This is a genomic window from [Clostridium] aminophilum, from assembly GCF_900101295.1.
Taxonomy (GTDB): domain Bacteria; phylum Bacillota; class Clostridia; order Lachnospirales; family Lachnospiraceae; genus Clostridium_R; species Clostridium_R aminophilum_A.
In genome coordinates this window covers 115132-129434 of record NZ_FOIL01000001.1, presented here as the reverse complement: position 1 = coordinate 129434, position 14303 = coordinate 115132, and the positions used below count along the sequence as shown (strand labels likewise).

Sequence of the window (14303 nt, the reverse complement as noted above, 5' to 3'; positions counted from 1 at the left end):
CTTTCTTTTTTAACCTCACCTCAGAATCAGTCTTGGAATCCGAAGATGATGAATAATCACAATCCCGATATCCATAAAGAGATGGGCAATCAGTGTCGATACCAGAACTCCGTTGGATTTCCAGAGGAACCGGGTAAAAAAGCCATACCAGACGGTAAACGCCGAATATGCAATCATCAGGAAGAGAATCGGCAGATTCTTCCATAGTCCGGCCATATCGCCCCTGAACCCGTCCCAGGTGACATCGAAATAAAACAGTCTTCCGATTACCATCATAACAAAATAGATGATAATCGTCCCGTAATTCGGACTCTGATATATAAAACAAATGTATAGCAGGATCAGGATGACATAGATTGAACTGAGCAGCCGGATGCTGGACCTCTGTTTTGCATCAATATACCGCAGCCGTACCAGCACCCGGTCAAATATCCGGTTCAAAACCATGGCCGCCATCAGGAACGCCACCAGGATCCAGTCTTTATACGTATCCCATATTCGATGTACCGTGCGGAGATTGATCCGGTCATTGATGATATAATAAAGGCTCAGAAGAAGCAGCACCGCCGTGCTGGCAAATGCCATCTCGTAAAAGGATTCGATGAACGAAAAGGAACGAATGTCGATGGGGTGCCGCGGCAGATCCGCATATTTGCTCTCACCGCTTCGGGTATCCCGTCCTTTCTTGAACCGGGCAATGGCGATGATCATGCCCATGACGGCAAGCAATGCGAGGAAGCTGATCAGAAAATACGGACCTGCTTTTTCCAGATCAAAATAATGTTCTGCATATTCCTGAAATTCCATAAAACCGATACACCTGACTTTCCGGTTTGAGATCCTGTTTCCGGATCTCTTCTCCTGTATTTTTCATGCGTTTTTTTCATTCATAGAACGCTATCACAGGCCGGATGGAAATGCAAGAGATTATACTTTTCAATCTTCTTAAGTTGACAGATACCTTCATGCACATAGGAAACGCCGTTATCCACAAAATCACGTTTCCGTCTATTCATAACAAACTCCGATTGCTCTTTTCCGGATTTTCCTGCGAATTGCTTCGCCTAAAACCTATTATCTTTCCCGGCAGCCGCGCCGATGAAAAACCGTAAGCATTCCCCGACGGTGCGTCACTCAGCATGATCGGACGGAAATTCCGGGGATAATCCCCGATAAGACGGTAACATCTGGAACAGCAGAACTCCGGAAAGGATATCTCTATGCTTCAGAAAAAATATACATTTCAGACATTGGATGAATTGAACAGAATCTGTACTCAGATATCCGGGAGCGATTCGTATCGGACCGCTTCCGGCATTCTCCTTCAGTTTAACAATCCGAGACTCGATACCGATGATGACAAAATCATGGATATCATCCGCGAAAAATGCGGCAAGGCCTGCCTGATCGGCATTACCAGCGCCAATATCGCCGATCAGGAATTTGATATCAGCGATCATCCCGCGGAACTGAATGTGACATACTTCCGCACGACAAGACTCACAAAATATGATTTTGACATGACGCAAATGACCGGATTTGTGGCCGGGCGCGTTCTGAATGAACATCTGCAGCAGCTCCCCGATACAAAATGCATGATGGTCTGCTATTCCTGCGGCAGCGCCGTCATCCATGCGTTTTATGAAGAGTTCAGCCACCATAAACTTCCGATGTTCGGCGCCAAAGCCGGCCGGAGCATCCGGGCACTGAATACGGCACGGGTGTACGGGAGTACCGCCCGCGCCAACGGCATCACCGCCATTCTTTTTTCCGGTGCGGATCTCCGTTTTTACATGGACAACTGCCTCGGCTTCAAAGAAATCGGCGTTGAGATGACCGTAACCCAGACCCGCGGCGATCACATCATCACCGAAATCGACCACAAACCGGCAGTGGACGTCTACTCAAAATACCTGAACGTACGGCCGAACCGCTACTTTGTACAGAACGTATGCGAATTCCCGCTGGTATTTCACCGGAGAAACTGTGTCATCTCCAGAGTTCCTTCAGCGTGCGGCGAAGACGGCTCCATCCACTTTACATCTGACGTGGTGAAAGGCGAGCACTTCCGGCTTTCCTACGGCAATCCCGACCATCTTCTGCGCATTGTGGACCAGTCCGCCGAAAACCTCCGAGCGTTCCGGCCGGAAGCAGTCTTTCTCTTTGAGTGCGGTAACCGTGTGCGTTTTCTGAAAGAAGCCGCTCATCAGGACACCGCTGGCTACCGTTCCCTCTTTCCGGAGCTCTCGGTGGCCGTCGGATACGCAGAGCTCTTTTTCTCCTCCACCGGAGACGGCGGTGCTCTGAACAGCGCTCTGGTCGCGGTCGGTCTTACCGAGGATGCCTCCGCAAAGAATACGGTTCGAACCTGCCTCAATGTAATCCGGGACACTCCCGCGCCGGAACATGAAAGCGCTTATGTTCCCTTCGTCGACCGGATTCTGCATTTTCTGGAGACAACATCCGGCGAACTTGATTCGCTCAACAGGGAGCTGGGCCGGATTGCCCACACCGATCAGCTCACCCGAATCTACAATCGCTGGGAACTGGAACGCAAGCTCAATGAAATCCTGCAGCTCCGGAAATCCGATCACGCGCCGGCCGCTCTGATTTTTATGGACATCGATCATTTTAAGCGGATCAATGATACCTTCGGCCATGACGTCGGCGATATGGTTCTTCGCGCAACCGTAGATCTGATCAAGGAAAACCTACAGCCGAAGCATGTGTTCGGCCGCTGGGGCGGAGAAGAATTTATCTATGCTCTGCCGGATACGTCCCTTCCGGAGGCTATGGCCTTTGCCGAGAAACTGCGGGCGAAAATCGAAGAAAACTGCTATGTCACCGTCAGGCACATTACCATGAGCTTTGGCGTGACAGCCGTAAGCGATACCGATTCTCCGGAGACTTTTGTCAAGAGGGCCGACGAGGCACTGTATCAGGCAAAAGAAGGAGGACGAAACCGGGTGATCGGAATCTGAGGCCGGATCATGGATCCGACCTGCAGTTTCCGTCCCCGGCTGCGTCCTTCTTCATACTCTGTGTCTCACTGCTTCAAAAATACTGAGATGCTGTATTGTTCTCGGTTCAAATCCGATGATGTTGAACACAATCTGCATGACGATGCCTGCACCGAAGGTACTGACGATGGTGCCGATTCCAACCGGACCGCCCAGCATCCATCCGAAAAGAAGAACCGCCGACAGCAGTCCAAACTGAACCGCTCCAATCGGGAACCGGCGGAGCCGTTTTCCCAGTCCAACCAGAAGGGTATCTCTCGGTCCGCAGCACTGAGCCGAAGACATATAAAAATACTGGCCGATGGACATCAGCGAAAGCCCTGCAAGAATCGTCAGGCTTCCGGTCAGGACGCTGGAAGTCTTTGGCAGCGTATCAAGATCATTGAACACCTGTACAAAATTTCCGGTCAACAGCGCATCCAGTATAGTTCCGAAACCGATCTTTTCGTGCATCCACACATCGATCATCAGAATGAGAATGCCCATCACGGTCATGGAAAGACCATAATTCAGCGGTGTCTGTTTCGCGATTCCCATACCGAAGCAGTCCCACGGCGCAAGACCGAGATCCGCGCGGATGGTCAAATGCACCCCCAGTGCAAAGATCAGCAGCCCCACGATGATCTGAATCCACCCGGCAACCATTTTTTTCCGACTCATAACTCCCTCTCTTTTCCTTTTTATCCACTATAACACACATTTCTTTCCGAAAGAACCGCGGAGACCAAAGTCCGCGGAGCGTTTTTATTTCATAGGGAATTTCGGAGAAATTTCCTGTGAAATAAAAACAAGAAGCCGCCGGCATTTTGCTGTCGGCAGCTTCCTCTTCTTTGTTCCGGCTCAGTGTCTTTCCGCCGTCTTTATCCCCACACTTCTTCGGCGATCTCTTTGACCAGCTTCAGCTTCGCCCACTGTTCTTCTTCGGTCAGCTTATTGCCGATCTCACAGGAGGCAAATCCGCACTGCGGGCTCAGGCAAAGCCGATCCAGCGGAATGTAGCGCGCCGCCTCGTGAATCCGGTCAATCACTTTCTGCCTGTCTTCCAGTACCGGAGACTTTGTGGTGATCAGGCCGAGAACCACTTTCTTGTCTTCTGATACCCTGGCCAACGGGGCAAATCCGCCGGAGCGCTCATCATCATACTCCAAAAAGAGAGCGTCCACATTCTCCTTTGCAAACACATAATCCGCAACCGTGTCATACGGACCGCTGGTAAAGTAGGTGGAATGATAGTTTCCGCGGCAGATATGAGAATTGATCACCATATCCTCCGGTTTTCCTTCGAGCGCAAGGTTATTGACTTTCAGAAGCTGTGCCTTGACTTCCTCCAGATCCATTCCCAGAGCCTTATATCTCTGCTTTGCCGCATCTCCGACGATCGCGCCCCATGTGCAGTCATCGATCTGAAGATTCCGGCAGCCCGCCTCGTAAAACTGACGGATCACATCGCGGTATGCTGCCGCAATATCCTCGATCAGTTCGTCATTCGTCGGATAGAACTTTCGGGTTGAAACGATATTTGCCGGAACGATCATTTGCTGGAAGGTCTGTGCCGGTGCCGGAATGGTGTATTTCGCAACGGTGTTCTCATCCTCAAACTGTTTCAGGAATTTATAATGCTCCACAAACGGATGTGCCTTCGCCCGGATCTTTCCGACAAGATACGTGTCATCCAGCACGGCAAGTTCCTGATTAAACTGCACGCCGTTTCCCGTCGCCCGGTGCTCCACGCCCTCCAGTCCCCACATAAAGTCGAGATGCCAGAAGCTTCTCCGGAATTCGCCGTCGGTAATGACGTGAAAGCCAAGTTCTTTCTGCTTTCTGACCACTTTCGCGATCTCCGCATTGACAACTCTGTCATATTCCTCCCGCCCGATCGTTCCCGCCTGATAAGCGGCCTTCGCCTCCTTCAGCGCCTGCGGTCTTAAAAAGCTTCCAACAAAATCATAGCGAAACGGTGTCTGTAATGTACTCATCGTGTCAAATCTCCTCTCCGTAAAGCATATTCTATGGTGAGGAGTATAAGTCTATTGTTTTGATAGGTAAAATATATAATCTTGTGGTTTCTCCATAGATTCTATCTATTGCGCATGATATAATTCAAATGTGTTCTATGTCAAAACAAGTCAGTCACACCGTTTTGGCTCGATACTCACACCATCATTTCTGATCGGAAAGGAGAACATTCCGTCAGCCGCGGACCGCTGACGCAGGATGTGATACACCCCATGACACTCAAACAGCTCCAATACGCCGTCACCGTAGCCGAGACCGGAAATATCACCGAAGCCGCCAAAAAACTCTTCATTGCGCAGCCCAGTCTCACCACCGCAATCCATGCACTGGAGAAAGAATACGGAATCACCATATTTTCAAGATCAAATAAAGGAATTGAACTCACGCCGGACGGCGATGAGTTTTTGGGATATGCCCGACAGATTTTGGATCAGGCCAATCTGATGAATGAGCGTTATACGGGAAAGACCATGGGAAAACAGCGTTTCTGCGTTTCCTCCCAGCACTATTCTTTTGTTGTGGAAGCCTTTGTACGGCTTCTGCGGGAACAGGGCGGAGACAAATACGAGTTTCATATGCGTGAAACCCAGACCTATGACATCATCGATGATGTGGCTCACCTTCGAAGTGAGATCGGCATCCTCTACCTGAACGCCTTCAACGAAACGATCATCCGCAAATCGCTCCGCGACAACGATCTGACCTTTACCCCGCTGTTTACCGCAAAGCCGCATGTCTTTATCGGCAAAAAGAATCCGCTGGCGGAAAAAAAGAAGCTTACGCTGGAAGATCTGAAGCCCTATCCCCGTCTCTCCTACGAGCAGGGAAGTCACAACTCCTTCTATTTTTCCGAAGAAATCCTGAGTACCGTCGACTGTGACAAGGACATTGTGGTCTGCGACCGGGCCTCCCTGTTCAATATGCTGATCGGACTGAACGGGTATACCATCTGCAGCGGCGTCATCAGTGAAGAACTGAACGGGCCGAACATCATCGCCAAGCCGCTTTCCATCGAAGACCATATGGAGATCGGCTATATTCTGCCGACCTCCATACATCCGTCTCCGCTCACGCTGAGCTATATTCAGATCCTGCGGAGTCTGGTATGATCAGGCTTTTTCCTCCGCATTTTCTCTCCTCACCCGGACAATGTCGGTGACATCCTGACACATTCCGAGTATGCAGAGCTGGCTGTTGAAATTGTAGTACTTCAGTTTGGTTGTCTGGAAGCATCGGCGATTGCCCGCGGCATCCAGAACATCTTCGATAAACACGTACGGTTCATTCATGGACAGAGCCTTTTTGTCATCTTCCATGAAATGCGACGCCGTCTTTTCGTCAAAGATCAGTGAATCTGTCAGACCGATGACGCCGGCCGGACTGTCCTTATGCGCGTACTCTGCAAATGCCTGATTGCAGGCGATATATACACCTGTCTTCGCCAGTTTTGTAAACGTAAGACACGGCATGTTGTCAAGCAGTGAGATGATGGTATCCTTCAATTCCGATGTCGTCGAAAGCCCGTGCGCCATGTACCGAGGTGTATCCGCGCTGCCTCCGGCCTTCTGTCCGGCATCCGCACCGTCTGCCGTTTCTGTGCTGACCGCCAGAACGGCAACCGCTACCGCTGTCGTATTGGTGACCGGATTGACGGCAATCCGGCGGATCATGGTATGAACAACCGTCTCTGATCCCACGTATTCATCAATCACCGCGCGCTTTCCATCGCGGGCGCACTGCATCACACCTCTCAGAAACAGCGTTCCGCTCTCTGCATCCGAATCCATGATGTCGATTTCTTCGGTACTGTAGTCCACGTTCATGGTTCGCTTCAGAAAATCCCGATAGGACTGGTTACAGCGGCTGTACCAAAGTCTGGTTCCGCTCACTTCCATGATACACATGGGCAGGGTATTAAAATAATGCGCCAGCGAAGAATCTGCTTCATTGGAAAGCGCCGAGAAATCATACAGGTTGATTCGGCTGATGGAAGCATAATAACCGGCCTCCTCCGGATTCTCGTATTCAAGCGCACCTTCTTTTCCCTTCGAAGCGGCAATTTCTTCAAACGGAACCGGTCTTCCGTAATAGAATCCCTGAATTCTCGTGCACCCGATCTCACGCAGGAAATCCACCTGCTCCGCCTTTTCCACGCCCTCGCACACCGTCTCGATCTTCAGACTCATCGCCATGTTGACCAGCTCGGTGAGGATGATCTTCCCCTCATCACCTTCATCAAAACGCTCCATAAAGCGCATGTTGAACTTGATGAGATCGAACGGAATCTGATTGAGGCCGTCCAGTGAAGAATATCCGCTTCCGAAATCATCCATCCACACCGGAAAGCCAAGTTTCCGGAACCGGGCGATCTGCTCTTTCATAAATTCAAAATTGCTTCCGATGATGCTCTCCGTGATCTCAACGGTGATCATGGAATGATCGACGCCCGCCTCGTCCACTCTGCGGCAGATTTCCTCGACGATATCGCAGCTCTCGAAATCCATGCGGGAAAGGTTGATCGACTGCGGCACCAGATAGATTCCCAGACGCTCCTGTTCTTTCATCTTTTTCAGAACCTGTTCCACCACATAGAGATCCAGCTTATAGATCAGCTTGGCCTCCTCCAGCGCCGGAATAAAGACTCCCGGTGACAGGAACCCGAATTGCGGGTCGATCCAGCGGGCCAGGGCCTCCTCATCGCACACCTTTCCGTCGGCTGCCCGGACAATCGGCTGATAGTAAACCTTCACCCAGCCTTCTTTCAGAGCCCGGTCCAGATTCTGAATAATATGAACGTTCATTTCGCCCTGTTTCCGCATCGTCTCGTCATAGTACGCGATGGAGGAAGACATTTCTCCCCTGTTCAGATCACAGGCAAACTTGGCGCGGTCGCACGCAATGCTGACATCGACATTCTCCAGACGGTTCGGATAAATGCCGACACGGATGGACATCCGCTTTCCGTCGATTGCGGTCTCACAATCCCTCAGCACCGCTTTCAGAATCTCATCTACCCTGTCCTCATCCGCAACTGCCGTAAAATGGTCACCTCCGAAACGGCAGATTCGCTGTGCGCCGAAATGCCGCGCCAGAATTTTGGCGAGATTCATGATCATTTTGTCCCCCGTCTTAAATCCATACTGACGGTTGTAATGCCGGATTCCGATGATGTCGATGTACACCATCACCACCTCCAGCCCCTCCGCCTGCATTTTTTCCTTCTCCTGCAGTGCGAGGGTGAAGAAATGCCGCATATTGGGCAGATCCGTCATCCGGTCATAGAGTATCTGATGATTCAGGTTCTCAATGTACTGCCGGATCTGATCTCTCATCCGCTTGAATGCGCCGGTCAGGGCACCGATCTCATCCCGCCCCTCATAATTCAGGTCAACCGTGTAATCGGCATCCGCAAGCCTCTGGGAAGCATCCGTCAGCTGTTTCAGCGGATGCATGATCGCTCCCATCAGGAACGACACCAGAACGGCAAACACACCAATGATCAAAATCGCAATCATCGCAATGTCACGGACAAGCCGGATCCACGGCGCATTGATTTCGTTGGTCGGCACAATGCAGAAAAGGGTCATGCCGTTGGCGAGTGTGGAGTACGACATCTGCCGGCTTTCATTGTTCACCGTGCATCGGATCAGCGCATTGCCACTGTTTTTGCCCTGCAGGAGCTGCTCATCCACTCCAAACTGCATCTCATCCTTTCCGGTGCCGATCGGGAAATCCGGGTGATAGACCACCCTGCCGTTGGCCGCCAGAAGACATACATATCCCGTCTTGTAAATCCGGACGTCCTTCAGCTGATCCACCAGCGTATCGCAGGAAATATCCATGCCGATCAGTCCGATAAACGTCCCCGCCTTATAAATCGGCACAAAATAGGAGTACACCCACTGGTCTTCGAAGACATACGGTCCAACCCAGCCCGGCCGGCCCATGCTGACAGCCGCCTCGTACCATGTGGCGTCCAAATACTCCTCCGGTTCAAGATTTACAACATCCAGCGGCGTCTGTTCAATCAGTCCGGTTTTGCCGATCTTCTTGTAGTAGAAGCCCCGTTCACTGCTGCTGAATTCCGGATTGATGCAGTAGAAATACGAAATGATTCCCTGGGTATTGTCCGCCACGCCGGAGAAAAGATCCTGAAGCCGGCCACAGTATGCGTGAAGATATTCATCAAGCGCTGTCTTCTGTTCCGGCGTCTGCTCCGAAGTCCCGGTCCGGACTGCACCGGATTCGGTCAGAAAAACGCTGTCCAGATCTTCAATTGCGACATTTGCCATAATCTCGGCAGACTGTTCAATACTGCCGAAATACTTCTCCAGTGTTTTTTCCCGGTCTTCATTGATCAGGTTCATCATTCTCACGGAATTCTGATCCGTCTCATTGTGACCGATGAGATAACTGGCCCCCAAAACGGCCATCGTACTCGTAAGAATAATCAGAACCGTGCTCACCGTAATGGTAAATCGTATCGAACGCATCCCTGCTCACCTCATTCCTGTCTGCCGCCGCGCTCATTCTGCGATCGTTTTATACCAAAAGAATTATTCTTTTTTATCGGTTATGGTCATCTCCCGATACTTGTTCTTGACAGAACCGTTCCAGGATGCCTGAATGCCGCCCAGTCTTTCCGACGTGACATAATAGCGCTCTCGGGAATACAAAGGAATCCAGGCTGCATCCTCCTGTACAATGGTCCGCTCCAGATCCTGATACTCGCGGATGCGATCCTTCGGATCCGCGATTCCCCTCGCGATCTGAATGCGGTTCATCACGCGGTGATCCGGATAGCACAGGCTCCGGTACGTCGTATTATGCTCATTGCCGAAGAAGGTGAAGATGAAATTATCCGGATCATTGAAATCTGCCATCCATTGCGCAGTATAGCATGTCAGTTTTCCCTTCTTGCGCCGGTCCATAAAATCTTTCTCGTCGATGACTTCAATATTCGCGTGGATTCCGATCTTTTCCCACATGGCCGCTGCCAGCCGGAGAACGGACAACTCCCATTGGGTGGAAGCGGAATTCACGCTCACCGTCAGTTTACAGCCGTTCGGATATCCGGCCTCTTCGAGGAGTCTGCGGGCCTTCTCCGGATCATAGGGAATCTCCGGAAGTTCCGGATTGAACCCATACAGCCCGTGCGGAAAAATACCGTTCTCCACCAAGCCCCGGTCACCATACACTGCCGTCAGCAGCTGCCGCCGGTTCAGTGCCATCTGCATCGCCATGCGAACCGCTTTCCGGTTCAGCGGCGCAATCGTCTCATTCATTGCGATATATGTGATGCCGATCCGCGGAACATGGAAAAGCCGTTCCTGATACCGGTCCCCGTGCAGAAAATACTCTGCCGCATTTCCGACTTCATCCAGATCGAGCACGTCGATTTCCCCGTTTTCAAACATTCTCCGGATTTCTCTTGCATCATTGGCAAACCGAAGGTCAAGGCCGTCACATTTCGGCGCCCCCTGCCAGCATGCGGGATTCGCTTTCAGAAGCATTCCTTCCTGCGGAATCCACTTCCAGAGGATGAAGGATCCGGTTCCGACCGTCCACTCCGGATCGGTTCCAAACCGGTCACCTGCCTCCGTGGTTGTCTCCTGATCCAGAATGGACGCGCCCGGCATGGAAAGACAGGCTAAAAACGCCTCAAAGGGCTGCGCCAGCGTGATCCGGAAATCATGGTCGTTCAGGATCTCAAATCCGGTCAGATGATCGGTTTCTCCGTTTTTCAGGGATTCCGCGCCCTCGATGATGTCCACGATATCGCTGTTACAGGAATCCGGGTGCGTCAGGAGACGCTCAAAGGTATACAGCACATCCGATGAAGTCAGTGCGGCCCCATTGCTGAAGGTTACATGGTCTCTCAGATGAAACGTATAACTTCTTCCATCTTCCGACGTCTCCCACGACTCGGCCAGAGACGGCAGTATCTCCATCTTCCCGTCCGCATCATTTTCCATCTCGACAAGACGGTTGAACACATTCTGCGCCACCGTGTAGTGAATGGATGTGCACTGAAAATCGACCGTATCCGGTTCATCCTCCACGGCAACAAGGAAATGGTGCAGATCCGGTTCCGTCGCTTTCTCCTTTGATGCTGTATCTTCTCCGGAACGCCCGGGGCCACATGAAACTGCAGACAGTGCAACCTGTATAGCCAGAAAACAGGCAACCGTCCGTTTCAGAAACGTACGTTTCATGACGGTCTCCTTTCTTTTACATAACACAAAATCCTCAGGCGGACTTCAGCTCCCCATCCCCCTCAAATTCTGAAAGTGGGAGCCTGACGGGCAAAAACAGTGAAGCGCGTTTCATCCCGTCGGCTTATCGTCAGTAAATAATCAACAGAGAGCAAAACATTTACATGGTATGCTTCTTTAAGAGAATTTTACCATGTATTTTTACAAAAATCTCTATTATTTCAAGAATATTTGATACATTTTATATAATGCAGAAAGAGGGCTGTCACATCACTTTCGCGAGTGTGACATGCCCCCTGACAAATGATTCTTTCATGCGATAACTCGTATGTTTTTCTCAGCCCTTATGCGATTCCGCCATACTCATATCCGGCGTCTTCCACAGCCGCCCTGATCAGTGCCTCGTCGATCTCTTTGGAATTGGTGATGGTTACCAAATTCTCTTCGTGAGAAGCCGCAGCGCTCTCGATTCCGTCAATGGCCTCCAGCGCCTTTTTCACATGAGCCTCACAGTGTGCGCACATCATTCCGGTTACTCTGATCTTCATTTCGTTCTCTTCCTTTCCTGTTTTTTCTGTCTCTACGGTTTCTTCCGTTTCCGGATCCACCGCTTTCTTTTCTGCAGTTTCCGCTTCCGCAGATTCCTTTTCTGCGTTTTCCGCTTTCACGGATTCCTTTTCTGCAGTTTCCGCTTTCACGGCCTCCGTCTGCTGTACCAGCAGCTTTCCGGTCACCGTGTTTTGGATCTTTTTGTCATTTTTATTGTCATATACCCGCAGCAGGTTCAGTCTCAGTGCGTTGGACACAACGCAGAAACTGGAAAGCCCCATGGCGGCAGCGCCGAACATCGGATTCAGCGTCCAGCCAAACGCGGCTACATAACAGCCCGCTGCCAGTGGTATGCCAATAACATTGTAGAAAAACGCCCAGAACAGATTCTCGTGAATGTTCCGGATCGTCGCCCGTGAAATGCGGATCGCTGCCGCAACGTCCAGAAGGCTCCCCTTCATCAGAACAATATCCGCCGCATCGATCGCAATATCCGTTCCGGCGCCGATGGCAATGCCGATGTCCGCCCTTGTCAGAGCCGGCGCATCGTTGATTCCGTCGCCGACCATGGCCGTCTTTCCGTGTTCCATCAGTTTCCGGACCACTTCCTCTTTTCCGTCCGGCAGAACACCCGCCACGACCTCATCGACACCGGCCTGATCCGCGATGGCTTTCGCGGTCACCGGATTGTCCCCGGTCAGCATCACAACGTGAAGTCCCATTCCCTTCAGCTGGGAAATGGCTTCCGCCGAGTCTTCCTTGATGGTATCCGCCACAGCGATCATACCGGTCAGTTTATTTTCCCTTGCAAACAGGATCGGCGTTTTTCCCTGTGCAGCAAGCGCTTCGATCTGCGCATTCTGCTCCGCATTCAAACCGCCGGTCAGTCCGGAAATAAACCGGGCGCTTCCGCCGGCATACCGGACGCCGTCAATTCTGGCCTGAAGACCGTTGCCCGGAAGCGCCTCAAATGCATCATTTTCCAAAAGAGCCGTTCCGTTCTCTTCCGCGCATGTCACAATCGCCCGGGAGATCGGATGCTCGCTCTTTACCTCCAAAGAATAGGCGAAGCGAAGAAGATCCTCCCGACTCACGCCTGACATCGGGATCACATCGGTCACCCGCATCACGCCGGTCGTGATGGTTCCGGTCTTGTCGAGGGCGATGATCTGCGCCTTTCCAGCCATCTCCTGCACTGCGGCCGTCTTAAACAGAATGCCGTTTTTTGCACCGACACCATTTCCCACCATGATCGCAACAGGAGTTGCAAGCCCCAGCGCGCACGGGCAGCTGATGACGAGGACCGATACCGCCCGGGCCATGGCATAACCGAGGGATTCCCCGGCGATCAGCCAGATAAAGAAGGTGAGCATTGCGATTCCGATCACCACCGGCACGAACACACCCGACACCCGGTCGGCGATCTTTGCGATGGGCGCCTTTGTCGCCGCGGCGTCGCTGACCATCCGGATGATTCCGGCAAGCGTTGTGTCTTCTCCGACCCGGGACGCCTCGCAGACGAGGTATCCGGAGGTATTGATGGTCGCCGCGGACACCTTATCGCCCGCCTGTTTTTCCACCGGGACACTCTCCCCGGTCAGTGCGGATTCATTGACCGCACTCGCTCCCTGAATGACGATACCGTCCACCGGTATGCTGTCGCCGGGTCTGACCGCAAACCGGTCGCCCACTTTGACTTCCTCGACGGGCACTGTCCGCTCGGTCTCTCCATCCAGAAGCACCGCGGTCTTCGGCGCCATCTTCATCAGTGATTTCAGCGCGTCGGTGGTCTTTCCCTTGGATTTGGCTTCCAGCGTTTTTCCCACGGTGATCAGCGTCAGGATCATCGCCGCCGACTCAAAGTAAAACTGATCCATGTAATACATGATTCCCGCTTCATCCTGCGCCATCACGGCGGAAGTCATTGCAAACAGGGCATAGACACTGTAGGCAAATGACGCCGACGCGCCGAGGGCAACCAGCGTATCCATGTTCGGCGATTTGTGGATCAGTCCTTTCCATCCACTGATGAAAAACTTCTGGTTGATCATCATGACAATGCCGGAGATCAGCAGCTCATACAGTCCCATTGCAGCATGATTGCCGTCCAGAAAGGCCGGAAGCGGCCAGTTCCACATCATGTGCCCCATGGACACATACATCAGCGGAATCAGGAAAACCAGCGAGGCCAGCAGCCTCCTTTTCAGTTTCGGTGTCTCGGTGTCCTTCAGGGCATCTTCCCCGCTTTCCTGCGCGGTCTTTGCCGCGCCGGCCGATTTCAGACTTGCGCCGTATCCCGCCTCTTCCACTGCTTTGATGATTTTCTCCGGTGATGCATTTCCCACGACCCCCATGGAATTGGTCAGAAGACTGACCGCACAGCTTTCCACGCCGTCGACGGCATTGACCGCCTTCTCCACCCGGGTCTGGCAGGCCGCACAGCTCATGCCGGTCACATTGTATTGTTTCATATTGTTACTCGCTTTCTGTTCTGTACTGTCTG

The 14303-nt window shown here is 52.0% G+C and carries 8 protein-coding genes; 2 read left to right on the top strand and 6 right to left on the bottom strand.

Annotated features, from left to right (window positions below; translation table 11 throughout):
- Positions 1-15 precede the first annotated feature (15 nt).
- Positions 16-807 (bottom strand): hypothetical protein, encoded by a 792-nt coding sequence (locus BMW41_RS00535; protein WP_074647775.1) that lies wholly within the window; start codon positions 805-807, stop codon positions 16-18.
- Between the two features lie 413 nt (positions 808-1220).
- Between BMW41_RS00535 and BMW41_RS00525 the strand changes: the two genes are divergently transcribed.
- Positions 1221-2981 (top strand): sensor domain-containing diguanylate cyclase, encoded by a 1761-nt coding sequence (locus tag BMW41_RS00525; RefSeq protein WP_074647768.1) that lies wholly within the window; start codon positions 1221-1223, stop codon positions 2979-2981.
- 51 nt (positions 2982-3032) lie between these two features.
- Here BMW41_RS00525 and BMW41_RS00520 read toward each other — a convergent pair whose 3' ends face one another.
- Positions 3033-3680 carry a YczE/YyaS/YitT family protein gene (locus BMW41_RS00520; RefSeq protein WP_074647766.1) on the bottom strand — a complete coding sequence of 216 codons (648 nt, stop codon included), beginning with the start codon at positions 3678-3680 and terminating at the stop codon, positions 3033-3035.
- 200 nt (positions 3681-3880) lie between these two features.
- Positions 3881-4996 carry a 5-methyltetrahydropteroyltriglutamate--homocysteine S-methyltransferase gene (locus BMW41_RS00515; RefSeq protein WP_074647763.1) on the bottom strand — a complete coding sequence of 372 codons (1116 nt, stop codon included), beginning with the start codon at positions 4994-4996 and terminating at the stop codon, positions 3881-3883.
- 252 nt (positions 4997-5248) lie between these two features.
- Between BMW41_RS00515 and BMW41_RS00510 the strand changes: the two genes are divergently transcribed.
- Positions 5249-6145, top strand: a complete 897-nt coding sequence (locus BMW41_RS00510; RefSeq protein ID WP_074647760.1) for a LysR family transcriptional regulator — start codon at positions 5249-5251, stop codon at positions 6143-6145.
- Here the strand turns inward: BMW41_RS00510 and BMW41_RS00505 are convergent, their stop codons facing one another.
- The 3 genes from BMW41_RS00505 to BMW41_RS00495 form a co-directional block, all read right to left on the bottom strand.
- Positions 6146-9529, bottom strand: coding sequence for an EAL domain-containing protein (locus tag BMW41_RS00505; protein WP_074647757.1), 3384 nt, complete (start codon positions 9527-9529; stop codon positions 6146-6148).
- 63 nt (positions 9530-9592) lie between these two features.
- Positions 9593-11251: an ABC transporter substrate-binding protein gene (locus tag BMW41_RS00500; protein WP_074647754.1), complete on the bottom strand. Its 1659-nt coding sequence runs from the start codon at positions 11249-11251 to the stop codon at positions 9593-9595.
- A 344-nt stretch (positions 11252-11595) separates the two neighbouring features.
- Positions 11596-14271, bottom strand: a complete 2676-nt coding sequence (locus tag BMW41_RS00495) for a heavy metal translocating P-type ATPase (protein WP_074647751.1) — start codon at positions 14269-14271, stop codon at positions 11596-11598.
- Positions 14272-14303: the final 32 nt, after the last annotated feature.